This window comes from Arthrobacter sp. Soil761 (assembly GCF_001428325.1).
Classification (GTDB): Bacteria; Actinomycetota; Actinomycetes; order Actinomycetales; family Micrococcaceae; genus Arthrobacter.
The window spans coordinates 42,929-68,767 of record NZ_LMSF01000001.1 but is presented as its reverse complement, the minus strand read 5'-3'; the positions used below and the strand labels follow the sequence as shown (position 1 = coordinate 68,767).

The window sequence follows — 25,839 nt, the reverse complement described above, 5'->3', positions numbered from 1 at the left end:
CGTCACCGGGCCTTGTGGCCCTGCTTCCGACATGTCCCGTACGGCGCTCAGCCCTGCCGTGGGTCCGTCTCCCGTCTCACCTGCTCACAGCTCACCCACGACCAGAAAGACATTCCCATGAAGTTCAACGACACCCTGACGACTCTGATCCAGCAGTCCCTCGAGGTCGGGGCCACGCCCGCGCTCATGGGCGAGCCCGGTATCGGCAAGTCCTCCTTCGTCGAGGCTCTCGCCTACTCGATGGGCACCAAAGCCTTCGTCCTGCCCTGCAACCAGCTCGCCGACAAGGCCGACCTCACCGGCGCGCGCCTGGTGCCCTACGAGAAGACCGACGGGACACAGTCCTACAAGCAGGTCTTTTACCCGCACCAGGTCATTCAGGAGTGCATCGACTACGCGCTGGAGAACCCGCGCGAGTGGCCGATCCTCTTCCTCGACGAGATCAACCGCACGACCTCGGACGTGACCTCCGGCGCGCTCACCCTGGTGACCCTGCGGCGCATGGGCCACATCGAACTGCCGGAGAACGTGCGCCTCATCGTGGCGGGCAACGACAAGGGTAACGTCACGACTCTCGACGAGGCCTCGCTGTCGCGCTTCGCGATCTTCCACGTCGAGCCCGATGCGACGACCCTCATGTCCGTCCTCGGTGACGCGCTCAACCCCTGGGTGAAGAAAGTCCTCACCCAGCACCCCGGACTCATCTTCCAGAAGTCGACGCCGAACTCCATCGTGGCCGACGGCCGCGATGACGACGATGACGACGGCAACGTCACCATGGCCGAGCTGTTCGACGGCGGCGAGGAGATGAACCAGCTCACCACGCCGCGCACCATCGACCACCTCTCCCGGTGGCTGAACCGCGTCGACCGCCAGGAGCTGGCAAGCCACCTGGCGACCCCGGTCCAGATCGGCGGCCGCGACACCTCGCTGCTCAACGAGGCGATCGAGGCCTTCACCGGCGACACCATGTTCACCACCCAGCTCGTGGCGGTCATCGCCGAAGACCTCGCATCGAACTCGGGCGGCCCGGCACACAACCGAGTCAACGTGCCAAAGCCGAACTGCTACGCGACCCTCAAGTCCGCGGGCACGGTCACCGACCTCGCCGCGCAGATCTCGGGCCTGACCCAGAACGAGGTCTCCGGCTCGCTGCTCTACGCGATGAAGGAGAAGGATGACAACTCGCGCCTCATCGAGCAGCTGGCGCAGGCCGCCGTCCAGATTGAGCCGGAGCACACGCGCACCCTGTTCGAGCTGGTGACCACCGGGCAGTTCGACCGGCAGAACCTGGAGGCCTTCCTCGAGGTCGACTCGCCGATCGTGGCCGCGGTCAAGCCGTCCCTGTCGGCCTTCCTCTGAGCCGACCCGGCACCGGGCGGCGGGGGACGCCACCGGCTCCGTTCCGGAGCGTCCCCCGCCATCCCACGACACCCGTCGCCTCAGACCGCATTAGGAGACCACGATGACGATCACCGTCACGAACCAGAAGCCGGCGGTGCTCGACGCCCTGCACACGATCTCGTGCACGGGCGACTACGACCCCATGCCGGCCATCCAGAAGGTCCTGGTCGACCCGCTGCTGGAGCCGCTGAACCCCAGCGCTCCGGCGAGCATCGTCGACGGCTCGGGCCACGACATCACCGGCGACGTCCTGGACATCGTCATGCGCTGCCTCGGCGAGACGATGGACCCGGCCGCCGAGAAGAACGCCAAGGCGCTGCTCGGGCAGACCATGGTCAGCTATGACCAGGGCACGCCCCTGCCGGTGGGCGAACTGTTCGCTGTCCAGGCCGGGCAGCAGAACAAGTGGCCCGCGCCGTCAGCCCGGGTCCTTTACTCAGCCCAGAACGATGTCATCCCCGCGGCCAAGGGCCTGCTCGCAGGCTCCGCCGACGAGAGCGCCTTCTTCGCCTCCGTCGCCTACACCTACCACCCGAATACCCTCGGGTTCTGGTTCCAGTCCTCTGCCGCGTTCGACGGCTTCAAGATCTGGCTGAACCAGCAGGTGCAGACGATGGCCGGCGCGAACGCGATGCCGGCGGACACCCTCCGGCTGCTGAACGACTTCGCGAACCTCTCGCTCAAGGGGCTGACCGAATCGCTGCTGCTGCGCAAGGACGACTCCGACGGCAACGACGAGTTCTCTTTCGCCCGGCTGGTCATCCGCATGCTGATGACTTACGTCGACCAGCAGCGCAAGGCCGCCTCAACAGGCGCGGCCGCCCTCGACACCGGCATCATGCCGTTTACCGTCGGGGAGCTGTTCTGCCCGCGGTCGCTGGTCCTGGTCAACGTCGAGGCCCACGCCCGCGCCACCGCCGCAAAGGTAACGGGGGAGTGGAACCTCATCAACCAGTCCCTCGCCTCACCCGTGAAAGTCGTCTCCAACGCCGCGCTGTCCAAGCTGACCTCGCTCCCGCGAGCAGCTGCCAGGGCCGCTGCCATGGGCGCACGGCAGCAGCCGGGACAGCCGGGCTCGCGCTCGGCCCAGGTGAAGTTCCGCAAGGCCCCGCCCACGAAGCTGGACCTGTTCAAGGACATCACCCGGGTGCTCAAGCGCATGGGCAAGGTCAACAAGTCCCAGAACGTCTACCGGACGACGAAGACGACCTTCCTCAAGGCCAACCGCCGCAACCCGGACGACTTCAACAAGCCGGGCCGGATCACCTCGGTGCAGTACATGCCCGACCTGCACGTCTTCATCGACACCTCCGGGTCGATCTCCGAGGAGAACTACCAGGAGGCGGTGCTGATGCTCATCCGGATCGCCAAGAAGCTCAACGTCAACCTGTACTTCAACTCCTTCAGCCACATGCTCTCCCAGGAGACGCTGCTGAAGGTCGAGAACAAGTCGACGCGGCAGATCTGGCAGGAGTTCCGGAAGGTGCCCAAGGTCACCGGCGGCACCGAGTTCAAGCAGGTGTGGGACTACATCAACGCCTCCCCGGTGCGCAAGCGCCGGCTGTCGCTGATGATCACCGACTTCGAGTGGTCTCCGCCCTCGAGACGCGAGGAGCACCCGCCGAACCTCTACTACGCCCCGTGCTCGGCCATGGACTGGAAGTACATGGTCCGTTCCGCCGAGGCGTACGCGAACGGCATGCAGCACATCGACCCGAGCATCCGGCAGAAGCTGCTGGGCATGGTCCTCTGATCCTGCTCCCGGCCACAGGGGAGACGCCGACCGGCCGAACCGGCCGGCGTCTCCTCCTCCCTCAGACCTACCCGTAACCCTGCCGGGCATCCCGGCGCGCCCACCCAGCGCGCCGCCCGGCGAACCCCACCGAAGGAGGGACCCGCGATGGGCCTCAACAACTTCACGTCGGGCTCCGACGACGACACGAACAGCGGCGGCACGCCTCCGAGCTTCCCGCCCATGGGCGGCATCCCCAGCCAGGGCGGCCAGTCCGACGACGCCGTCAAGGAGCTCCTCGTCGACTACAACGAGAAGTTCAAGAACGCCGACCCGACGATGTTCCGCGACGCGCTCATCGAGCAGGTCCTCTCCGTCCTGATCAGCCGGAACAAGCCGAACGTGCTCCTGAAGGGCTCCGCCGGCGTTGGTAAGACCCGGATCGTCGAGGACATCGCCCGCCGGATCGCCCTGGGCGACACCCTCATCCCCGACCAGCTCAAGGGCTTCACCGTCTACGAGCTGCCCATCACCAACCTCGTCGCCGGCTCCGGCATCGTCGGGCAGCTGGAGGAGAAGGTCCAGGCCGTCATCGACTTCGCCTCAGACCCCAAGAACAAGGTCATCCTGTTCATGGACGAGATCCACCAAATCACCGGTGGATCCACCTCCCACACCGACTCGGTGCTGCGAAAGGTCTCGCAGGTGCTCAAACCTGCCCTGGCCCGCGGCGACATGCGCGTCATCGGTGCCACCACCTCCACGGAGTCCCGGGCCTTCGACGACGACCCTGCCTTCGCGCGGCGCTTCACCCCGCTCATCGTCGACGAACTGACCGTCGAGCAAACCCTCACGGTGCTCGGCAGTGTCCGTCCGGGCCTGGTGGCGCACTACCGCCACCAGATCGCGGTTTCCGACGATGTCCTGGCGGAGACGGTCCGGATCGCGGAGGAGAACTCCCGTGCCGGGCAGCACCGCCCCGACAGCGCCATCACGCTGCTGGACCGGGCGATGGCCGACCGTGTGCTGGAGCAGAAGAAGCTCATCGTCCAGGCCGAGGCAGCCGGAGACACGGCACTCGTGAACACCCTGCGGTCGATCCCGCAGGTGCCGCTGACTACCAAACGCGTCCTGGACGTGGCCAAGCGTCTGATGACCGGAAACGCCCAGCGTCCGGATTTCGACGTCGCAACCCTCCGGGCGACCCTGCTGGGCCGCCTGCGCGGACAGGACGACGTGCTCGAGAAGCTCGTGGACCGCCTGGCCCGCGAGGAGCTGGACCTGTTCCCGACGTCGACCCCGACAACCTGGATGCTCGCCGGAGCCTCGGGCGTGGGCAAGACCGAGACCGCGAAGATCATTGCGGAGCAGATGACCGGCACCGAGCCGATCATTCTGAACATGACGGAGTTCCACACTCCCTCGGACACCGCGAAGATCGTCGGGGCACCTCCCGGCTACGTGGGCTCGGACTCCAACCGCGAGCTGCCGTTCGACACGCTCGAGTCCAACCCCCACCGGGTGATCCTGCTCGACGAGTTCGAGAAGGCGGACAAAGCCGTGCAGCGGCTATTCCTCTCGGCCTTCGACGAGGGCTACATCCGCAACGCCCACGGCAAGGTGCTGGACTTCTCCAAGGCGCTGGTGATCTGCACGACCAACGCCGCGCGGGAAGCCCTGAACCGCAAGCCGGTCGGCTTCGGCTCGGCCCCGCCGGCGGTCTCCCACCGGTCCCTGACCAAGGAGCTGGCTCAGTTCTTCGACGCAGAGCTGCTCGGGCGGTTCTCACTCGTCGTGGGTTTCAACCCGGTCGACGAGCAGGCCTACCGGGAAATCCTCGCGGCGGAGTACAGCCGCCAGCGCGAACGGATCCTGGACGCCAGGCCCCGCCTGGGCCAGACGCTGCCCGCGTCGATCCCCGACGACGAGCTGCGTGCCGTCGCCGAGGAAACCTACGTCGACTCCCAGGGTGCGCGTCCGGCCGGCAAGGCCGTGCGCGTGTGGATCGAGGACCGGCTGCTCGCCGCCCAGGCTGCGTCGGCTGCGTCGACTGCGTTCATCCCACCCGCAGCCGCCGTCTCCGACGAGCCGGAGCCGCTGGCCGTCGATTGATCCGGCACCACACTGCGTTCGAGCGCCCCTGTCCCGGATACCTGGGGTGGGGGCGCTCGTGCGTGCGCGCACCGCGTTCGAACACAGGAAGAAGGACGTCACTGCCATGACCACCACGACCACCACCGCCGTCGGCACAGTCCGTTCGGCACAGCCCGAAGACAGGAGCGAGCAGATCTGCGGCGACGCACTGCTGCTGGTCTCCGCCCACTCGGCGGACGCGGCCGACTGCCGTGATCTCGCACTCATGCTCGGCCTTGTCGAGGTGGACCCCTCCGGGTCCGTCACCAAGGCCAATCCCTGGAACGCCGACTGAAGGTGCTTCCCGCCGGGCCTACCCAAGAGGTGAGCCTGCGATTGACCGCCGCGCGCATGGGTAGTGCGCGGTGTCCGGGTCCGCGGGGCTGACGCCGCCGCGCCCGGATTCAGGGGCCTCACGGCCCCTGACGGGTGGGTTGAGAGGAGCGCGGGAGGGCTCGTCGCCAGAGGCGAGCCCTCCCGCTCTCATGCCCGCGCCCGTGACCCAAGCGCTCGTCTACGAGCATTCGACTGACCATTCGTCTCCTGTGAGCATGGTCTATGCGGCTTCCATTCGACAAACCCTCTCGACCCGCCTACTGATTCGTTCGAAGAAAGACGACACCATGCCTATTCTGCTTGACGACATCGACCTTTCCGCAGCCGCCGTCGCTGCCCAGAAGACCGTCGACCCGAAGTTCTTCTCCTCGCGCCTGACCGGGTCCGGCAAGAAGACCGGCCTGCTCAATGAGAGCCTGCGGCCGATCAACACTGCGACCAACACCGCCTACGCGGTTGACCGCGACATCGAGGTCAAGCAGAGCTCGACCCACCACGACATCACCACCGCGCTGGTGCCGCTGGCCCCGATCACGCGCCGCTCCCTGCTCTCGGGCGGGTCGTTCACGCTGCCGGTACCGCATGTCGATGACCGCTTCGAGCTCGACATCGCCACGCCGACCAACTCCTGGGACGTGCACTTCGACATGACCCCCCAGGCCCTGACCGTGTACGAGGACAAGTCCGGCGACAAGATCCGCCGTGACCTGGTGATCCAGTACCGCCTGGAGCTCTACTTCCTCAAGCAGGGCTTGGCCGAGCCCGAGCGTGCCGTATCGGTATCCCGCTCCATCGGCTACGGTAACCACGACGCGGCGGTGTTCCTGCAGTGGGACACCAGCCCCGCAGAGAATGCCCGCGACGTCATCGAGGATGTGCTCTCGGCCGCAGGGTTGAGTGCCACCAACCTCGACAAGCTCGCCGACTGGATGGACGAGTACCCGATCTACGAGCGCATCACGCGCCTGGCCCAGATCTGGGACTCCGAGGCCATCTCGGACACCGTCTGCCAGTACGTGCAGGACATGCCGGCCAGCCCCACCGAGGAGCAGCTGAACATGCTCGCGGTGCAGCTGCGCTACCTGGAGAACTACAACGTCCCGCTGGAGGCCTACCGCCGGATCCACCAGCAGCTGGACACCACGTTCTCCGCGCCGATCGCGGCGAAGCTGTCCAAGCAGAACCTCAGCCTGCTGATGAACCACACCCTCGACCACCTGGAGCGCATGAAGGGCCAGCTCATCACGCCGCCCCAGCCGGCCACGGCCCCGGTCTTCCCGCCGCACCTGTCCAAGCAGCAGCTCGACGCGCTCAGCACGCACGAGCCGCTCGTGATGACGCAGGCAGGCGCGGGCACAGGCAAGTCGACCGTGATCCTCGAGCGCATCAAGTACCTCGAGACCTGCGGGGTGCCCGCCAGCGACATCACCGTCCTGTCGTTCACCAACGCCGCGGCCGACAACATCACGGAGAAGAACCCGAACGTCGGCTCGATGACGATCGCCAAGATGATCATCGACATCTATTCGATGAACCACCCGACCCACAAGGTCTCGGCCATCGACACGATCATCAACTCGATCGACATCTTCTACCCGAACAGCCAGTTCGCGGCGACGTTCCGACACCGCCTGCTGGAGGTCGACCAGAACAAGACCGGCGCGTTCACGGCCCTGAACACCTTCGTCGAGAACCACTTCGACGAGGTGATCGCGCTGCTCGACCGCATCGAGCAGACCTCGCTGGAGCTGCAGATCATCATCTGCTACCAGAAGATCGATGACATGTCCGAGCCTGCCCACGTGCAGAGCAAGTACCTGATCATCGACGAGGTCCAGGACAACTCGGTCTTCGAGTTCATCTACGTGCTGAAGTACATCACCAAGCACGCCCAGTCGCTGTTCATCGTCGGCGACGCCAGCCAGACGCTGTACGAGTTCCGCTCGGCCAACCCGAGGGCGCTCAACACGCTGGAGGGCTCGGGGGTCTTCGCGACCTTCCGGCTCACGACGAATTACCGGAGCAACCAGGAGATTCTCGACTTCGCGAACGTCGTGCTTGGCGGTCTGGAGACCAACCAGTTCGCCAACATCCAGCTGCAGGCCAACTCGCTGGCGGTGCCCACGGTCGACTCCTTCCAGGAGAAGGTCACCCTCAACTACCACGAGGTGGCCCGCCTGACCGGCTTCATCGCCAAAGACCTGCAGCCGCTCGTGCGCAACACGGTGATCCCGGAGTACGTTCAGGCCTGCCTGGACCGCGGCGAGCAGGTGGCCTTCCTGGCCTACGCCCGCCGTGAGGTGGCGCTGATCCAGGAAGTGCTCGAGAAGGCCTACCCGAATAAGCACGTGGCCTCGCTCGTCAGCGACCGCGTCTACGCCACGGACATCTTCTCGAAGTACATCAAGTTCTTCTGGAACGACGTCCTGCAGGTGCAGCCGGCCAACGCCTCGTTCGTGGTCTCCCAGGGGATCAAGGACAACATGGGCAAGCTGACGAAGAATGCCGGAAACGTCAACGTCGAGAAGGCAATCCTGCGCACCATCTCCGAGTGGTGGGTCGAGAACAGCGCCGCGATCAACGGCTGGGTGGCCCTGTGCAACCAGGGCAGCCTGCCTGCGAACGTGTTCTTCGACCGGCTCCGCGACAACCTCCTGTCCTTCGAGATCACGCGCAACCAGCAGAAGCTGAACGTGAACAAGCAGAAGAACCAGGAGCGCAAGCGGAAGAACCTCGAGTCCAAGGCCGACCTCGTCGTCTCGACGATCCACGGTGCCAAAGGCCTCGAGTTCGACAACGTCGTCGTCCTCTACAAGGAGGACGCGAAGATGACCCAGGACACCAAGCGGATGTTCTACGTCGCGTTCACGCGCGCCATGAAGAGCCAGTACGTGCTCTCCTACGGCACGGCGAAGAACCCGCCGATCCAGAGCAGCTACGAACAGATCGTCAACGCCCTCACCGAGCGTGACGAGAAGAACGCGCAGCGCGCTGCGGGCATCGACCCGACCCTTCTGGTCGACGACGAGGACGCCGGTACCGCCGGCGACCAGCAGCAGGTCGCAGAAGCCGTCTGACCGACGGCACCGGCGCGGGCGCTCCACCTCCACGAGAGGTCGGAGCGCCCGCGCCTCCTGCTTCCCATCCTATAAACACAGCCAATGCAGCTTCGAAGGAGCACGCCATGACCGCCACTGGAATCCAGGCCGGCTCAGAGGAGCTCGTGCCGGGCCCCGACAGTGCCTACGACCTGGTCATCTGCCACGACGACCGGATCGTCTTCCACAACCACTACCCCTCGCCAGCATTCCGGCTGCGCATGTGCGCGCAGCTGCTGACCGCCTCGGACGTCGTCCTGGGCGCAATCGACGCCTCCGCCGCGAACGAAGTGCACGAGCTGTACCAGTCCAGCTCCGGGCAGTGGGAGAGCGCCCCGGACAGCGTGGTCAACGCCATCGCCAAGCTCTGCCGCCGATGGGGCGTCCAGGTCTACGTGAGCACAACCCGCAAGAAGACCGAGGTTCCCGCCGCGCTCTATTCGGTGATCACCGAGTACGGCCCCGGACAGACCATCGCCGAGCACTTCACCTCCAGAGAGGCCCGCCGGGCCAGCCTCATCGAGCGTGCCGACATGTTCTTCAGCTCCCGCGGCAGCATCCCCGAGCGGGTGCTGGCCGACGAGCAGCGCCTCGCCGCGCTCGTGGGTGCGTTCCTCATGCCCGCCACCGTGCTCCTCACCGAGGCCGTGCTCGACGAGGCCGACGGCCACTACAAGCCCTCCGGCCGGCCACTGCCGATCCTCTGAGCACCGCCCGAGCGGACGGCCCCGACCACAACCCTGACCAGCAGACCCGGAAGGGACCCGCCATGTCCGCACCTGACACCGTCAAGCCCGAGAACCCGTACGCCCGTACGTACGCCGACTTTCTCGCCCAGACCCGGGAGCACGTCCTCGTCGTTCTGCACGACGAGGATCTCTACCGCCACTTCAGGATCCAGGCCCCAGGGACCCGCATGTGGTCCTGGGACGTCACCACCTGGCCCGGCCACCTGGCCACCAGCGGCGACATCGCCGACGGCTACATGTTCACCCGAGAACCAGACATGATCGGGTTCTTCGCGTCGGCCGGCAAGAGCGAGGGCTACTACTCCGACGGTGCGCCAAGCATCGACTTCCGCTACTGGGCCGAGAAGCTCTGCGGCGGCCGCTCCCGCGAAGTAAAGCAGTACGACCCGGATCTCTTCATCCAGCTGGTGCGGGAGCACCTCGAAGAAAGCGAGGGACTCGGCACCGAGGCCCAGGAGGTCCACCATCAGCAGTTGGCGCTGCTGGCGCGCCTGCACGAACTGCGCGGCCTTGACGGGGACGCACAGTTGGCGCTCTTCGAGGCCCACTGGACCGCCCAGGAGCACCGAGCGGCCACCGACACCGTGCTGAACCACGAGCGCCGGAACGCGGCCGCTGCGGCGCGTGCTGCCCTCTGGAGCACCGACGGCATCCCCGACGAGAAGTTCGACCGGCTCACAGAGGAACACAACTGGATGGAGATCGCCGACATCGAGGTCCCACGACATTCCCCTGCCGAGCGGCGCATGGAAATCATCGAAGACGCCCGCTGGCACGCCGACAGCGAGTCGGAGGCCCACAAATGGCTGGCTGAGCACGAGGACACCGTCGGCTCCGACACCTGGGAGTGGGACCTGCGCGACTGGGACATCCACTTCCTGTTCACCTGCTACTGCGTCGACCTGGCTGTGCGCCTCTACCGCGAGCACGCCGCCGCGAAGACACAGCAATCCGCCGCCTGAGCCGACCCCACCCACATCCCGACCCAAGGAGAACCCATGAGCGCCGATATGCTCACCGCGGCCATCGCCGTCCCGGCCAACCGCACCAAGCCGATCGACTTCGAACGCGGCCGCCTGATGGTCGAGGAGACCGCGGACCCTGAATCGTTCCGGTTCGACGACCCCGAGTCCCAGCTCGAGGAGCTGGTCGAGGACTTCGACCCCGACATGCACCTGGACGCCGAGGGCGAGCCGACCCCGGAGGTCATCAAGCGCGTCGGCCGCAGGATCATCGACGAGCTCGAAGAGGTGCTGGACTCCAGCGAGACGGACACCATCGAGGTCGCCGGCTACCGGCTGTACCTCTCCGGCGGACTCTCCTCGGGCGATTCCCCCACCGACGCCGCCGACGCGATCTGGCACGCCCACCACCTGCCGGTGACCGTCCTGCTTGCCATGGGATTCATCCCCGACTGCCGCAGGCCGCTGTCCCGGACCAACGGCAACCCCGGACCTGTGACCGACACCGACATCGTCGACGCCAATGCCCTCGGCCTCGGCACCAAGCCGGAGTGGTCCGGTGCCGACGAACTGGAGTGGATCGCCAACGCGATCGGCTCCGTCCGGCCGCACCCGGGAGACCGGGACCCTGCCGAGTACCACGCGGAGTTCACGGAGCAGCACGGCTTCGATCCGGTCGACGACAACTTTCTCATCGGCTATGTCAGCCAGTACGACAACCAGGAAGGCGGGGACTGACCTTGGCCAGTGGTGTTTTCATCCTCTGCGCGTGCTGCGCCCTCAAGCTCGCGAACGACGACGAGTCGGCCTGCCGCGACTACCACGGCCACGACCACGCTCCGCTGCAGGTGCCGGCTGGCACCGCGATCACCCAGGGTCCCCACGAATGGGCCGGCTCTCTCGAACTGACCTGCCATGGCCATGAAGACGGGACCATCCAGCCCCTCGGGGAGTACTGGGTGGCCCAGCCCGGTCCCGCACCGGCCGAAGAAGGAGTGCGATGAGCAGCCGGACACCAGTGCCCGATGCCCTCTTCGACGCCGATCTCTGCCAGCCTCTCGGCCGCGAGGACTGGGTTGACCGCTTCGACTGGATGATCATCGACAGGCGCGTCGTGCACGCGCCTGTCACCTGGACATGGACGTGTCCCACATGCGGAGAGTCCGGGGTCATGCCCGATGGTCCCGACCCGCTGGCAGTCCCGCACGGGCCACAGCATGCTGCAGGACTTTTCGGGACGATCGTCCCGCTCGACGTCGAGGCCGAGCGTCCGTCCACTGAATAGCCTCACCGCCCGGAAGGAGGGACCCACCATGACAGAAATCAGCACTGCCACGACCGCGGTCCTCTCGCCGGCCGTGATCGTCGACATCGACGGGACAGTCGCCACGCACACACTTCCCGACGGACGCTTCATCAGGGGACACCACGAGTACCGGCTCGTCCCCTGGGACCTGCCCAACCCGCCAGTGATCGAAACCGTGCGCGCCCTGTACGCTGCCGGACTTGAGATCGTGTTCTGCTCCGGCAGGCCGGTCCTGGACGACAACGGCTGGGACGTCGGCCGCGCGACCTACGCCTGGCTCATCGAACATGTGGGGGAGTGGACCGCCAGCTGCCCTCTGTTCATGCGCGGACAGGGCGACCGCCGGCCGGACGACATCGTCAAGCCCGAGATCTACGAGGCCTTCATCCGCGGGCGGTGGGACGTCCGGCTCGCGCTGGATGACCGGCCCAGGGTGATCCGCGCCTGGCAGGCCCTCGGCGTGCCGGTGTTCGACGTCCAGCCCGGCTCGGGCGAGTTCTGATGCATGGCCCGCGCCCTCGACCCGCAGTGGGCCGCAGGGCGCGGGCCTGCTTCTCTTCAACTGCCCCGCTACGCCATTCCCCAGCGACTCAGTGTCCATCAGGAATGGTGGGATATGAGGCACTGGCATCCCAGTCGACCACGAATAGACTGGAACCATGACTGACGACAAGACCCCCCAGGCCCCGCGCGAGGGCTCCCTGCCGAAGTTCTCCGTGAACGTCGCCCCGACCCAGAAGATTACCGCCGCCGACCTGGGCACCCTGCTCGAGCGCTTCCGCGCCGGGGATGCCGAGCCCCTGATCTTCGGTGACGGGAACGTCCCCGAGGCCGCCGTAATCCCGTTCGCCGACTTCGTCGACCTGCTCCGGCGGGTCCATGCCGACGAGACTGCCTTCCAGGCCGAGCTCTCCCGCCGCATCCGTGCCTCCGACGCCTCCGAGGAGCCCGGCCTGACCCTCGATGAGCTCGGCGATGAGCTGGGCGAGCCTGCCCGGTCAATGATCCGCAAGGTGCTCGACGATGACTGAGGGGCTGCGGATCAAGGTCCATCTCAGCCCCGGGGCCCGCCAGGACATCGAACGGCTCAACCAGCGCGCCCTGAAGAATCCGCACAGCCGGGACGAGGCGCTCCTTGAGGCCACCATCGTCATGCTCCACCGGCTCAACGGCCGCCGCCACCCGACTAAGCCGCTGGACTACGACTCCCGCTTTGCCGACCTCTCCGACTGCGACACAACCTACGTCGGTGCGGACCCCCATGAGAAGCCGCCGCTGCGCATCGTCTCACGCGACGTCAGGCCCGAGCCGCCCGGCGGCATCACCCGGCGCGAGATCGTCGCCATCGGCGCACGCCGCGACAGCGAGGTCTACCGGACAGCCGGCCAGCGCCTCGGGCGGCCCGTCGGGGTCACCCTCGACCAGCTCGCCGCCCAGCGCCGCGCATCCGCGGCGAAGAATCATGCCCCGCAGGCGGGCAGGGGGCTCGACACACCCGCACCAGTCGGTGCAGACCTCGAGTTCGACTGACCATTGGGCCTCGTTTCTGTTCGTCATTCAGCCTTTCTCATAGAATGGACATGAATGATGATTCGATGGAGACGGGATGAAGTGATGCACGACTACGACACGGACCACCAGACCTGGGATCCGGCAGTCGCGGAACCACGCCGGGGGATGAGCCCGCGGGCGCAGCTGACAATCCGCCGGAGCCTTGCCCTGGCGATCGCCCTGGGAATGGCCTACGGCATCTTCCATGTGGTCTTCCGCACCGATGTTCTTGCGCCGGTGCTCGCGTACGCCGAACCCGTCAAAGAGGGGATCACATGGGTGATCGAGGATCCGAAGCGGGCCTGGCTGGCCTTCGCCGTGCTCGTCATCCCGCACATCGGGCTCTACTACCTGCTGTTCGAGGACCGGAAATGAGGGGACTGGCCATGCTCAGGAACACCAGAACGATCGTGGGGCTGTGCGCGCTCAGCGGAGTCTCGGTCACCGCCGTCATCGGCTGGGCTACCGGCTTCTTCGCCTGGGCCGTGGGCTCCGTCCGTAGCCTGTGGGATGGCTTCATCGCCTTCCTCAACTCGCCGTTCAGCTGGGAGCACCTCGCCGCCGGCGCGGGCGTGCTGCTCATCCCGATCATCATCATTGTCGTGATCTTCGCCATCGCGGATAACTGAGTCGCGCGGCATCTTTTGCAGTACCCGCTCCGGCCGCCGATTCTTGCTTCAGCGGGTACAAATTGGCTGCTTAGGCCCGCGACAGCTCGGAATGCCGCTCGAGGCTGTACCGGATCAAATCCATAGCCGGGGTAAGGGCCCAGACAAGCAGCCTCATGGTCGGCCGGTTTTCCTTGGCGATGACATCATCCGGCAGAGAAGTTGACTGCGCCGGCTTCAGCACGGCATCCGCGGCCCAGCGCCTGCCGTGGGCAAAACCCGAGCACAGCTGCCATACGGACAAGGCGGACGTCCTGGGCACCAGGTCGCGGACCTGCGTGAGTATGTGCGTGCTGCTGGGGAGAATCAACTTTCCAGCGGCCCCGGAGGCATCGAGAATAGCCTGCAGTTGCGCCTTGTCGCTGTCGAAGTCCGGAAGCGTTCCCTGAAGATTCGGATGGCGACGTGCCAGTTCGCTGTACGCAGTCTCGCGGTCTTTGGCTACCTTCAGCGACAGAGACAGCGAACGAACTATCCTGGTCGCCTGTTCTTCTGGCGCTGAAATCCAGGCGGCCTGTGCGGCGCACTCAATGGCTGCCCTGACCAGCGAGAACGGGGCAAGAGTATGTGATGCTCCGGCACCAAGCATGATGCTGTCCAGCGCGTGCAAATGATCGATCGCGCTGACTACCGCATTGGCGATGTTGTGCGACGCCTGGTGGGGTTTGATGAGCCCATCGTCCTGCGCCAGACGGCTTCCGGCTTCCGGGATCCATGCCTCGTGGGAATCCCGGAAGCCCAGCCAGGTCCTCAGCTCCTGAAAATACGAGTCGGCAATCTCGAACTCTTCAGGTTCATCTTCTCGTCGCATGACTCCATTCTTCACATGGCTACATTCTTTATCGCCAGGCACGCTGGAAGCCTTCCGGGAGGGATACTTCCGTCGGCGACAACTCAGGCCTGACCCGCATGAGGCGGACTGAATGCCGGAATGCCTGACCCGACCAGGCTATGTCGGCCGAGACTTCAACCACCAACGGCTCCACCAAAGTCAAGCGAGTGGTGCCGCCCTCCTTGGTGAAGCGGTCCAGCACCCGTTCGCTGATTTCCTCCGGCCATGGATGCCTTCCCCGGGGAGGACGAAGATATGTGGCCAGATCCCTTCCCGCACGAGCCGTCAAGGACGTGGACCGGCCGACAATCCGCAGCCGTCCGTGTACCGGCAAACCCACCACCGCTGCCCGCGGGTGCGCCATGGGACCTATGACCGCCGCAAGAACCACATCAAGGGCGCTTCTGCTCTTGACCTTCAGCCAGATTCGCCGGGGCTCGTACGTCTGCCCTTCACCCTTGATCACAATTCCTTCCACGCCCGTGGCGGTCATGTCACTGAACCACGTGGCCGCCAGGGCCTGGTCGCTGGTCACCGGTGACAGATGCAGTGGCGGAACCCACCCGCGCGCCAGCTCCTCGAGCAGAGCCCGGCGGTCCCGGAATTGAAGCCCGCGGGTATCCTGCCCCGCCACTGCCAGGACGTCGAAGGCGATCAGCGAGGCAGGGCTTTTCATCACGAGCTCCGCAAGAGCCGCCTTTGAGCTCACCAGGCGCATCTGCAGCGCATCGAAATCCAGCCGCCCTTCGGACCACACCACAACTTCGCCATCGACAACACAGCCCGGAGGGATCTGCTCACGCACGGAAGCCAACACGTCCGGAAAGTACCTGCTCAGATCCTTGCCCTGTCTGCTGTAGAGCCACGCCCCATCCGAACCGACCAGGCACACTGCCCGGAAACCGTCGAACTTCATCTCAAAGACTGAGCCGCCGGACAGTGCGTCACCGCGTGGTATCGACTCCACGGCCTTGGCCAAAGCAAGGGCAACAGGAGGATGCAGGGCGGCCGGCAAACCTTCGAACATCGTGGGCACAGCGTAAGCCCAGCGAAGCAGGGGTGGAAACAAGGCTTCCTCCCGGCTGGATACAGCACCAAGCACCGGGAAGCGTCACAGCAAAGCTGTGACCGGGTCCTTCTTCGATCAGGGAAACCAACCACATTCGAAACAGGAGTCGTCATGTCCACTGAAGCTGTTACAAACCCCGCTGGGTCTGCCGGGACTGCCGGTGGCCGGCGCTACAAGGAACCCACCTCACAGCAGATTGAAGATGCCGCGGCCCTGATGTTCCTGGCGGCGACAAGGAAAGCTCTGCGGGACCAGCAGCACATCTGGGATGTCGAACTGGAGTTGGAACTCACCTACACCGTGCACAACCAGCGCAGGTACTGCGTGCACGCCAGCACCCGTACAGGTGAAAGCCTCACGGGCCCACACGGTGTTCTCGTGCATCCGGCCAACGGAACTGCGGAAACGGCTGCCTGGAGCATTGCCGCCGAGGTTCGCAATGCAACGGCAAAACGTCGGCAAAGGCGGCCATCAAGATTGCGTGACTACTGGCCTTTACCGGGGCGGGGCTTCCGAGGACCTTCCTGGCGTGGCTTGTGTTTTGTCTTTGCCGATCTTTAGCCAGAACCAACCGACATACCAAAGAATCGCCACCAGTCCGATGACAAAGCTGCCAAGCAGCAGAATCTTGGACACGACGTCCAGGCCCTTGGGCTCAAAGGCCATCATGATCAACGGTACGAGGATTCCCAGCGAGAGGAGGCCCAGCATCCACATGGCCGCAGCCACACCCACAGGCTTGCCGACGCGGGCCAGCTCTTCATCCAAGCGGTCCCGCTCGGCCACAGCCGCCCGGAGTTGCGTCCGCAGATCTGCCTCAGCCTTGATTTCCTCGTCCTGCCGTCGCAGGCTTGCCGCGTGTGCCGCATCTGAAATGATCCCCGGTCGAAGTACCGAAGATAAATCCGCATAGCTGCTCGGTCCAAACATCGCCAGACCCGCCGGAGAGGGAAGGCTGCGTCGCCGATGCTTGAAGGCCTGTTCGTAAATATCCTGATCGGCGTCAGCAATCACCAGACCCCGCTCGACAAGAGCTTCAAGCTCCAACGCCTTGGTGTCACCCTTCCTGAGCTTCCCGTTGATAGCCTTCACCGCGTCCTGCACGCGTTGCCGAAGCGAAAGCGCATACGGTTTGAGCTCATCCACTGCCGTTCCCCCTAGCAAGCGGCCTTGGATCAAGGAGTCGAGATCCAAAGCCGGATCTTCGAGTATTTTCTCCACTGCTTCTTCGTAGAGATAGCTCTTTGCCCTGTTCAATCGCGTCTGATGGGCCTGGTCCAGGTCCGACTCAATGTGCTGAATACGGCCGGTGGCTGCTTCCACTAACCTCCTGATACCCTCGCGTTCGCTGGAGATCGCGACAAGCCGGCTGACCAGGAAACCACCAATGATGGCGACCAGAACGGCCGACGCCTGGCTGAGGGCGGACAACAAAGTGCTCGGGTCCCAGTCCTTTTCCGCCGACCTGACAATCACACTGAATGGATCGCATTGCACCACTGACTGGAGCAATGGCACATGGGAGGTACAGGTGAGGAATTCAGACGAGATCACCGAGCGATCATAAGCGACCCCTGACGATGCGCCGTGCACAGGGACCGGTCTTGGCACCTGCAGCCCCTTACGGACAGAAGAACCCCGGTGATGCTTCCGCATCGCCGGGGTTCTTCTTTTTTTCTGTCAGCAGCTGCCCGTCGTCTATCCCGCCACCCGGGCAAGGACCTCCTCAGCCTCGTCAAATTCATCGATCAGCCTCAAGGTCTCCTGGCCGCCCAGGTCAGTGTCCGGATCGAGCCGTCGATTGATGCTGCGTGACGCTGAGAACTTCAGCACCGAGTAGTCATCCACGTCCTTCTTGCCGAACCGGACCTTGTGGCCTTTGTGCGTCTGCCGGGCGAAGCGGCCAAAGCCGGTGAGCACGACGGTGTCTCCACGGCGCACGGCGTCGGTGAGCTCCGCGATGAGCGACTCGTACACCTCACTCACCACCCTTATCGGCTGTCCGCTGCGGCCGGCCACCTTCGAGATGAATCCACGCTTGCTGATCCGCGGATGAACCGTCGTCTTCATGCCCACACCTTTGTCCTATCATCCCTCGTCGTCCGCTTCCTGCTTGAAAACCAGTTTATCCGACAGGCCTGTCGAAAAGCGATCCACAGACCTGTCGGTATTCATTCAACTAAAGCTCGAAATCCGGATCAATGGACTGGCGGTCGTCCTTGTACTCGTAGTCAACTGACTCAATAATCGACCGAGTCTTCGGATCGCGCCGTGTGCTGACGATCTTGTCGTGGGACTCGTCGAACCGCTGCTGGTCGGCGATCCGGTGGGCCGCGTTGAGCTTGGCGTTGATGTTCTTGTCGCCGAACTCCATCATCGAGCTCACGGAGGACTTCGCACCCTGCTTGGTTACGTTGACGTTCTTCTTGTTCTGCGCACGCTGCTGCTCCCAGCGACCGCGGTCCTCGGACGTGACGTACCCGAACATCTGGGCGAGCCGGGAACCGTACCGCTCCTGCTGCTCTACCTGCTGGTCGTCGCTCATGGTCCTGTCTCCTTCTCGTTCGTTTCCGGACTATGCCGGCTGGTAGTCCTCGGCTCCGCGGTCGCGGCTCCACTGGCCCTCCGGCCCCGGCCGGGCCGAGGGGCCGGGCCCCTGTCGGAAGGGCTGGGGCCGCGTGCGCTGCGCCGCCAGGAAAGTAGCGGGATCGTCGACCGCGGCCCGCATCGTGTCCTGCCAGTCCTCGCCGAGGGCCAGCTTGAGCTCGTGCTCAAAATCCGGGTCCTCCTTGTTCAGCTCCTCGATGGCGTCCACGTAGGCGTTCGAGTAGACACGCTGCTGCTCCTCGTCCGAGAGACCATCGATCTCCATGCTTGCGAGCATGCTCTCGGACTGGTCGAGGCGCTGCTGGAGGTCCTCGGGCAGCCCGCGGGTGTCCAGGCCCTGCTTCTTGGCCGCGAAACCGATCATGTAGCCCATGACACTGCCGCCGAGGGCCTGTCCGTCGCCACGCTGGACGCCGTCCAGCATCGCCGCCTTCATGGTTTCCGCCAGCTGCACCTGGTGCTCGTCCGGCTCCATCGGCAGGCGCAGCGTGAACATGCCCTCGTCGGGGATCCGCCGGCCCAGGTGGTCGTCGAACTCCCCGGTCCAGACCTCGCGTACCCTGTCGGTGCCCGCGAGGCGGGCCTCGTGCGGCGGGGCCTTGACGATGCGGCCGTGCGCGACGCCGTTGAACATCAGGCGCAGCTCCGGCTCGGACTCCATCCGCTCGCCGATGATCGTCCGGGCGCGCTTGACCACCTCGGCACGGTCGAGCCCGTCGTCCTCCATCTGCTGGCGCAGGCGCTTGCGCAGGGCCTTGTAGCTGGCGTTGATCTGCTTCGCGTCCTGCTCGGGGTCACGCATCTTCCAGAAGGCGTTCTCCATGAGTGCGACCTCGGTCATGGCCGCCGACTCGGGAGTAAACAACTCACGGTTGCCCCGCTCGCGGCGCTCCAGGTCCTCCAGGCGGGTACGCCAGCGCCGGGAAAGGAAGTCGTCCCTGCTGGTGCCCCACCGCCCGCCCGACTTCCCGGACTGCTTCCCGCCGTCGTCGCCGTCGTCGCCGGAGGCCTCCTGCGCCTCCGGCGCGCCCCCGAACAGATCTCCGACCAGGGCCGCCTGGCGCTCGGCCCTCTCGCCGATGTGCCGGGTCTTCGCGTCGATCCGGTCCTGGACCTTGTCCTTGAACGGCTGCAGGTAGGAGTCCATCTCCTTCCTGAAGTCAGGAGCGAGCATCCGCATTGCCATCATCATGCCGGCGGCCTGGATGACCGAGTTCGGGTTCACGCCGCGGGTGAGCGGACGCAGGCAGCCCTGCATCATCATCTGCATGTAGACCGCGTGCATCGCGTCGAACTCCTTCGTGCGCTCCCCGTCGTTGAAGCCGGGCACGAGCAGCTTCGAATCGCGCAGCGTCTGCATGTACGCCTCGCCCGCCAGCCGCGTCTCCGCCCGGAGCTTCAGCAGCCGCTCCCGGTCGTCGAGGCCGTCATCGTCGGCCGCAGCGCGCTCCTGGTCGCGTGCACGCTGGCGCTCCCGCTCCTCGGTCCGCTCCCGCGTCGTGGCCCCGAAGAAGCCGCGGGCACGGTCGCGCAGCCGCTCGCGCTGCCCGCGTGAGGTGTCGTGTCCGGCCTGCGTGTCCGGCTCGTCGACAATCTCCGCGTCGATGATGTCCTCCTCCCCGGCGTCCATCCCGTACACAGGATGGACGTGGCCCAAGGGGTCGACAGGCAGTGCCTTGCGCCCCCGGCCCCTGCCGCCCGGACCCATTTCCTGCTCCGTGTCCTGTGTCATGTCAGCCTCCCAGTCCATAGTCGTCGTCATTCTGCTGCTGCCCGGTCTCGTAGCTCGGCGTCCAGGCCGGGCGACGGCCGCCCACGCCGACGGCGTGTGCCGAGCGCCGGCTGGCACCGCGCGCCCTGGCGGCCCCGTCCCCGGTCTGCGCGAGCACGTCACGCTTGAGGACCGAGGCATCCACCGCGGCCTCCGCGGAGTCCAGGCCGTCCAGCCCGTCGAGGCCGTGCGCCGCGAACGCGTCGAGCTCGCGCGCCGCCGCGGCCCGGGCACGGCGGGTGCCCGCTGAGGCGAACTGCTCGTTCTTCTCGCCGTCGAAGACGCTCTCGCGGTTCTTCGCGACCTGCACCAGCGCCTCGAAGTCGCCGCCGTAGGCCATACGGTCCATCACCGTGCCCGCCAGGGACGGGTCCTCCTCGAGGTTGCGCACCAGGCCCGACTTCGGGTCCTCCAGCGCGCGGGCCACACGGGCGACGCAGTCCGGGTTGACCGAAACGTTGAACCCGTCCTTGGCCTCGTAGAACTCGACGAACTGGGCCTCCCACTCCTCGGCCGTGGCCTGGACAGCCTCGCCGTCGGCGAACTCGGGACGCCACTGGCCGGGGCCGGGGTGCTCGAGCTTGCGGCCGCGCCACAGATCGCGCCCGGGACCCTGCAGCATCTCGTACTTGTGCCGTGCCTCCGCAGCGTCGTGCTTGGCCTGCAGGATCGACTGGGTCACCGGATAGGTCACCTCAAGCACCGCCTTCAGGTCAGCGCCACGCAGGGCGCGCACCGCACGCTGGGAGAACGAGCCACCCAGTCCCGTGCCGTGGGCCTTGATCGCCGTGGCGAACATCGAGGCCTCCTGGTCCTCCTGCGTGATGCCCGGCGTGCCCTGCTCGTCGCCGAGGTTGCGGGAGTAGTCCGCGAGCTTTTTCTCGCTGCCCTTGGCCCCGGTCTCGACGCAGACTTCACGCACGCTCTGCAGGTGCGCCTCGCGGCTGCTGAAGGTCAGCGCCGAGCCGAACTCGCCGCGCTGTGCTGAGCGATAGAGATCGCTGAGCTCCTCGACGAGGACCTCGTGGCCGGCGGCAACCTCGTGCGGATCGCTGACGAACCGCAGGCGGTTCGCCTCCCTGACGGCACTCTCAAGGCTCTCCGCCAGCTCCGGGCTCTTGGACATTGCCACCTGGGTGTCCAGCGAGACCTGCATGGCCAGCGGGTGCGAGCCGTCGGCCTTCACCACGCCGGTGTCCAGGAGGTTCGCTCCGACCGAGAGCCTGGCCATCGCCTCGGCCTTGGCGGCTTCGCTGTGCAGCCTCACGACGGCGACCGCGTCACCGTCGAAGTCGCCGTCGAAGCACTGGTCCATCACCGGGTTGATCGCCGCGCCGGTGAGCCGGTCGTCGATCGCCACGCGCATGTAGCGCACGCCGGCGTCGCGCAGGACCGGGTCGCGCCAGACCAGCGCGTGATCGCCTTCGGCCAGGCCCAGCTGCTCGGCCTTGACCGAGCTCAGAGCGATCTGATCGATGTCCAGCCGAGGGTCGGCGGTCCAGACCATCGTGGCCGAGTCCGACAGGCGCGAGCTCATCAGCCCGGTCTTGAAGATGTTGTTCTTGCCGGTCAGCACGCGGTTCTGCACGTCCGTGGTGATCGCCTCGAAGGCACGCTGGGCCCGCGAGACAGACTCGCTCATGCCCCGGCGCACCTCGGCGCGCTTGTCCGGCGACAGGCCGTGGTCATCCAGCTGCTCGGCCATGTACCGGTAGCGGCAGGCTTCGACGAAGACGTCCTGATAGCTGCGCGTGTAGTCGTGCGTGACGGACGTGCCGTCGTCGAACTCCTGGCCGCTGCGCAGGTGCGAAGAGAGCACCGGCAGCTTCCACGAAGTCGCGCTGACCGTCTCGGTCAGCTGACTCGTCGGGTAGGTCAGCGGAAAGGGGATTTCCATGTCGCCGCCACGATCGCCGATCAGGTCGCCGAAGGACTTGCGCATGGCCGTGGTGTTCAGCCCCGGCGTCGCGCCTTCGCTGCGCGGCTGCGTGCGCATCAGCTCCGGCATCGGGATCAGACGGCGCTCGGGCCGCTCGTCGACACTCTCGGCCTGGCCCACGACACGCAGGGTGCCGTCGGCCTCCATGTCCAGTCCCGCCACCAGCAGATACTCGCGCAGGTTCGACTCGGCACCGGAGTTGTGGCCGTAGAACTCGCGCATGATCGCCGGGCAGTCCTGGGACTGCAGCGCCCAGGCCAGCTGCGAGGAGGCCTTGCGCCCCTTGCCGGCGCGCACCTGTTCGTCGTCGTAGATCTTGGTCTTCTCGTCGACAGCCATGTGGGTGACCACGAACCGCATCTCGCCCAACCCTCCGTCGACCGGCCCGGCATCGGGGCCCTGGACGGCCGGGCGGCGGATGTCGCCCACGGCACCACCCATCAGCTCGCGCGCCGATCCGGCGTTGCGGCGGGAGATCAGCGAGAACGGGCTCATCACCACGTCGATGCCCGGGTTCTCCCTGAACCAGGCCACCTCCTGCTCCAGGCCCTGGGCACGCGCCTCGTCCGGGTCCATGTGGCGGTCGACCACCAGAGAGACGACACCCTTGTTGCCGTGCAGATCGCTGATCTTGTCGCCCACGACGAGGTCGCGCAGCTGGCCACCGGCCCCGCGGATGCGGTGCCGCTCGGAGAACTCCGTCGACACCACGATCGGGTCGTCGGCCGTCCAGCCGCCGAAGGTCATCAGAGCGGTGCCGGTCGGCTTCGTCACCTCGGAAGACTGCATGATCGTCGAGGCCGTCATCTGCTGGCGGTCGAACGGGTCATAGCGCAGCGTCTCCAGCTCCGGCCGGCTCATCAGCGGGGCGCGGGAGCCGGTCACGGTCTCCGGGTCACCCGGCTCAATCGTGCCGTCGGGGCGCACGGCGGCGTCCTCGGTGAGGTAGCGCACGATGCCCTGGTTGGTCGCGCCGCCGGTCATCACCGGATCGAAGAAGCCGCCGGGAGCCGTCACATGGTTACGGTCGGTTCCCGTGAGCACCGTCATGTTCCGTCCACCGGTGAGCCGCCAGGCGTCGAAGACGTTGTCGTCGGCCGGGTCGGTGCGATCGCGTTCGGCGCGGTACTCAGCGTAGATCGTCGAGCCCTGCTTGATCTCGTTGGAGTAGCGCACGCGCTTGGCCTCGGTCTCGAGGATCGAGGCCGTCCACTCGTCCAGCCGTGCGGTGGCCTTGCCGGTGGCAGGGTCGACCTCATACGTCGTGGCCCGTTCGATGAAGTCAACCGGGTGCTTGGTGCCGTAGAGCTGCGAGTACACCGCGTTCAGCGAGGCCGGCACGCCGGTCCGGCTGCGGCCGGAGACGAGGTCACCGGCAAGCTGGTACTGGATGCGCTCGTGCATCAGCTGTTCGTAGCCGCGCAGCACCGTGCGCTCCTCGACCGACTTGGGGGCCTCGCCCGGGGTCTGGGCCTTGATCCGCGCCTCGTAGCCGGGGACGATCAGCGCGTTCTCGCCACTGGCGAAGCGCGTGACAATCTCCCCATGGCTGCCGACATCGAAGACCTGGCCGATCTCACCGGAGACCGGCGTGGCCTTGCCGTCACGACGCAGCTTTTCGGCGGTCCAGCTGATGACGCCCTGCGCGTCGACCAGGATCTCACCCGGCGTCGCGGCGTTGCGCTCGATGCTCTCCCGGACGGTCTGACCGATCCGGCGCATGAACTCCGAGGGATGCTCGGCGATGGGGGCGGCGGTGGCCGCATGGAAGGAGACGATCCGGTCCTTGAAGCGGGTCGCCTGGAAGCTGGTACCCATGAGCTCGGTGGGAGGCACCCCGCAGCGGCGCAGCGCCGAGGCGAGGTTGTCCAGGTTAGACCACTGGCCGGTCGGGCTGGTCATGTACTTGGCGACGCGGGCGGGGTCGAAGCGCTGGTCGAGCCACTCACCGTCGATCAGGTGCGGCTCGGCATCCCAGGTGCCGACCAGCTCGAACGGAACGTCATCAGCGTGCGCACGGACCTTGTCGGCGGCCGTGCCACCATAGACGAGGTTGCCCAGGTCCGGAAGCTCACCGGCCTGCAGCTCGCCGATCTCCTCCAGGCGCTCCTGGTACATCTCCTCGGTCGCGCCCGGACGCAGCAGCTCGCTGCGTGCTCCGGTGAGCACGTCCCAGTAAGAGCGCTGGATCGCCGCGACCTCGGGGTCAGAGGCATACTCCGGGGGCTCGATCTCGTCGAGCGCGCCCTCGGTGCGCTGCAGCTCAGACTCCGCGCGCAGGATCAGCTCCTCGACGCCCAGGGCGGCGCGCAGGTTCTCCCGCGCGGTGTCCACGGCCTCGCGACCGTAGGCCTCGGCCGGCTCTGCGTCCACGAAGAAGGTCGGCAGGGAGCGGTTCTTGGCATCCCGGCGCAGCATGACCTTGGACCCGGGGCGCGGGGCGCTCTCACCGGGGACGACATAGTCCGCGACGACGAACATGCTCTCGCGGTCGACGTGATAGCTGTCCGGCACGTCGATGAGGGAGCGGCCGCGGCCATGCTCGGGGTGGCTGGAGCCGACGACGCCAACCACCGTGCCGGGACGGTCCTCGCGTTCGATGGGCAGGCCTTGGGCGAAACGCAGCAGCCGCACGGCGTCCTCGGGAGTCGGGGCGGGCACGGCCATGCCGCCGGGCACCCGGTGATTGGTGCTGTAGCGCAGCACCGTTCCGTTGTCGTAGATGCGCGCCCCGGCGTACTCCTCCTGGCGCGTGTCAGTGAGACGGATCTCCATGCCGGTCCCGGAGATCCGGGCCTTGATCTGTCCGGGCTCACGGTCGCGCAGGACCTCGTAGGCCACGCCCTGGGACTTCAGCTCCTCGAGCAACGCCGCCGAGCGTGCCACCGCCCGCTGGGACATGAAACGGTTGCGGTCAACGCGGCCGGTCTGCGGGTCGCGTCCGCCGTCGATGACCCACTCGCGGACCTGGTCGTACTCCTGGCGGCTCATCTTGTCCATGAGCGCCGTGAGGCCTGCGGCGTCGTCGTTGGTCATGGCACGGCCGGCCTCGTACGGCTTACTGTCCTCGTCGAGCCGCCAGAGCGTCATGTTCCCGCGGCGCGGCTCAGACAAGGACTCCACCTCGCCGCCGGCGTTCTTCACGATCGTCTCGTCGGGAATGTACAGCAGCTCGGTACCTGCGCGCTTCACCGTCGCGCGCTCGGACCAGGCCGGGTCGTAAGGGCTGATCGGCAGCCGCGCCGAACGCGGGTCGATCTCCGCTCCGACGCCCGTGGCACGGGTGAACTCGCGCTGCAGCGTCTGGTAGCGCTCGTTGGCGGGGGAGTGGTCGCCGAACTGCGGCTCGTAGTCCGGGACGCGCTCGGAGAAGGCCGTGTCGATCGCAGTCAGACACGCGGTGACGCCGAGTCCGGGATCAGCCAGGGCGGTTCCGCGCTGGCCGAGGATCTGGTCGACCCGTGCACGGATGGCCTTCGCCTGGGAGATCGGAATGATCTCCCCGCTCTGCTCCCGGGCCTGCTCGACTGCCTTGTAGAAGACGTACTCGTAGAAGTACCGCCTCAGTCCGTGTGCCTTCTTCATTGCTACTCAGCCTCCTGTGGACGCTCGGGGACATAACTATGTATAGATCATACGCTGATGATTCGAATGGAAGCGATAGATGAGTCAGAAACGAGCC

The 25,839-nt window shown here is 66.2% G+C and carries 23 protein-coding genes; 15 read left to right on the top strand and 8 right to left on the bottom strand.

Translation table 11 applies throughout. The features are described 5' to 3' along the window. Positions 1-117 precede the first annotated feature (117 nt). The 15 genes from ASG79_RS00280 (at position 118) to ASG79_RS00210 (ending at position 13,900) form a co-directional block, all read left to right on the top strand. Entirely contained in the window at positions 118-1,362 is a 1,245-nt protein-coding gene (locus tag ASG79_RS00280) for an AAA family ATPase (RefSeq protein ID WP_056387461.1), read from the top strand. A 103-nt stretch (positions 1,363-1,465) separates the two neighbouring features. Further along, positions 1,466-3,157, top strand: a complete 1,692-nt coding sequence (locus ASG79_RS00275) for a hypothetical protein (protein ID WP_056387459.1) — start codon at positions 1,466-1,468, stop codon at positions 3,155-3,157. A 147-nt stretch (positions 3,158-3,304) separates the two neighbouring features. Next, positions 3,305-5,248, top strand: a complete 1,944-nt coding sequence (locus ASG79_RS00270) for an AAA family ATPase (RefSeq protein WP_082581620.1) — start codon at positions 3,305-3,307, stop codon at positions 5,246-5,248. Positions 5,249-5,354: 106 nt separating this feature from the next. Next, positions 5,355-5,564 (top strand): hypothetical protein, encoded by a 210-nt coding sequence (locus ASG79_RS00265; protein WP_142133563.1) that lies wholly within the window; start codon positions 5,355-5,357, stop codon positions 5,562-5,564. Positions 5,565-5,892: 328 nt separating this feature from the next. Continuing rightward, positions 5,893-8,682: an AAA family ATPase gene (locus ASG79_RS00260; protein WP_056387452.1), complete on the top strand. Its 2,790-nt coding sequence runs from the start codon at positions 5,893-5,895 to the stop codon at positions 8,680-8,682. A 107-nt stretch (positions 8,683-8,789) separates the two neighbouring features. Further along, complete coding sequence (locus tag ASG79_RS00255) at positions 8,790-9,410, top strand: hypothetical protein (protein WP_056387450.1); 621 nt, start codon at positions 8,790-8,792, stop codon at positions 9,408-9,410. Positions 9,411-9,472: 62 nt separating this feature from the next. Further along, positions 9,473-10,414, top strand: a complete 942-nt coding sequence (locus ASG79_RS00250) for a hypothetical protein (protein WP_056387446.1) — start codon at positions 9,473-9,475, stop codon at positions 10,412-10,414. Positions 10,415-10,450: 36 nt separating this feature from the next. Next, positions 10,451-11,152, top strand: a complete 702-nt coding sequence (locus ASG79_RS00245; protein ID WP_056387443.1) for a hypothetical protein — start codon at positions 10,451-10,453, stop codon at positions 11,150-11,152. A 2-nt stretch (positions 11,153-11,154) separates the two neighbouring features. After that, complete coding sequence (locus tag ASG79_RS00240) at positions 11,155-11,418, top strand: hypothetical protein (protein ID WP_056387441.1); 264 nt, start codon at positions 11,155-11,157, stop codon at positions 11,416-11,418. Continuing rightward, a complete protein-coding gene (locus ASG79_RS00235; protein ID WP_056387438.1) occupies positions 11,415-11,699 on the top strand; it encodes a hypothetical protein in 285 nt (94 codons plus the stop codon). The genes ASG79_RS00240 and ASG79_RS00235 overlap by 4 nt, the downstream gene beginning before the upstream one ends. A gap of 28 nt (positions 11,700-11,727) precedes the next feature. Next, positions 11,728-12,222, top strand: a complete 495-nt coding sequence (locus ASG79_RS00230) for a hypothetical protein (RefSeq protein ID WP_056387434.1) — start codon at positions 11,728-11,730, stop codon at positions 12,220-12,222. 157 nt (positions 12,223-12,379) lie between these two features. Further along, positions 12,380-12,751 (top strand): hypothetical protein, encoded by a 372-nt coding sequence (locus tag ASG79_RS00225; protein WP_056387433.1) that lies wholly within the window; start codon positions 12,380-12,382, stop codon positions 12,749-12,751. After that, positions 12,744-13,250: a hypothetical protein gene (locus ASG79_RS00220; RefSeq protein WP_056387430.1), complete on the top strand. Its 507-nt coding sequence runs from the start codon at positions 12,744-12,746 to the stop codon at positions 13,248-13,250. The genes ASG79_RS00225 and ASG79_RS00220 overlap by 8 nt, the downstream gene beginning before the upstream one ends. Before the next feature lie 54 nt (positions 13,251-13,304). Further along, positions 13,305-13,646, top strand: a complete 342-nt coding sequence (locus ASG79_RS00215) for a hypothetical protein (RefSeq protein ID WP_142133565.1) — start codon at positions 13,305-13,307, stop codon at positions 13,644-13,646. Positions 13,647-13,657: 11 nt separating this feature from the next. Then, entirely contained in the window at positions 13,658-13,900 is a 243-nt protein-coding gene (locus tag ASG79_RS00210) for a hypothetical protein (protein WP_142938892.1), read from the top strand. 70 nt (positions 13,901-13,970) lie between these two features. Here ASG79_RS00210 and ASG79_RS00205 read toward each other — a convergent pair whose 3' ends face one another. From ASG79_RS00205 to ASG79_RS00170, 8 genes are all read right to left on the bottom strand, one after another. Then, positions 13,971-14,750 carry a hypothetical protein gene (locus tag ASG79_RS00205; RefSeq protein WP_056387420.1) on the bottom strand — a complete coding sequence of 260 codons (780 nt, stop codon included), beginning with the start codon at positions 14,748-14,750 and terminating at the stop codon, positions 13,971-13,973. A 28-nt stretch (positions 14,751-14,778) separates the two neighbouring features. Then, entirely contained in the window at positions 14,779-15,798 is a 1,020-nt protein-coding gene (locus ASG79_RS00200) for an ATP-dependent DNA ligase (protein ID WP_056388143.1), read from the bottom strand. Positions 15,799-16,026: 228 nt separating this feature from the next. Next, entirely contained in the window at positions 16,027-16,224 is a 198-nt protein-coding gene (locus ASG79_RS00195) for a hypothetical protein (protein ID WP_056387418.1), read from the bottom strand. Positions 16,225-16,335: 111 nt separating this feature from the next. Beyond that, the gene (locus ASG79_RS00190; protein ID WP_056387415.1) at positions 16,336-17,394 is read right to left on the bottom strand and encodes a hypothetical protein; all 1,059 of its coding nucleotides are present in this window, start codon (positions 17,392-17,394) and stop codon (positions 16,336-16,338) included. A 144-nt stretch (positions 17,395-17,538) separates the two neighbouring features. Beyond that, entirely contained in the window at positions 17,539-17,910 is a 372-nt protein-coding gene (locus tag ASG79_RS00185) for an HU family DNA-binding protein (protein WP_056388141.1), read from the bottom strand. 109 nt (positions 17,911-18,019) lie between these two features. Next, complete coding sequence (locus ASG79_RS00180; protein WP_056387413.1) at positions 18,020-18,385, bottom strand: hypothetical protein; 366 nt, start codon at positions 18,383-18,385, stop codon at positions 18,020-18,022. A gap of 30 nt (positions 18,386-18,415) precedes the next feature. Beyond that, a complete protein-coding gene (locus tag ASG79_RS00175; protein WP_142133566.1) occupies positions 18,416-20,209 on the bottom strand; it encodes a hypothetical protein in 1,794 nt (597 codons plus the stop codon). Next, positions 20,181-25,742 carry a hypothetical protein gene (locus tag ASG79_RS00170; protein WP_056387406.1) on the bottom strand — a complete coding sequence of 1,854 codons (5,562 nt, stop codon included), beginning with the start codon at positions 25,740-25,742 and terminating at the stop codon, positions 20,181-20,183. The genes ASG79_RS00175 and ASG79_RS00170 overlap by 29 nt, the downstream gene beginning before the upstream one ends. Between the last annotated feature and the right edge of the window lie 97 nt (positions 25,743-25,839).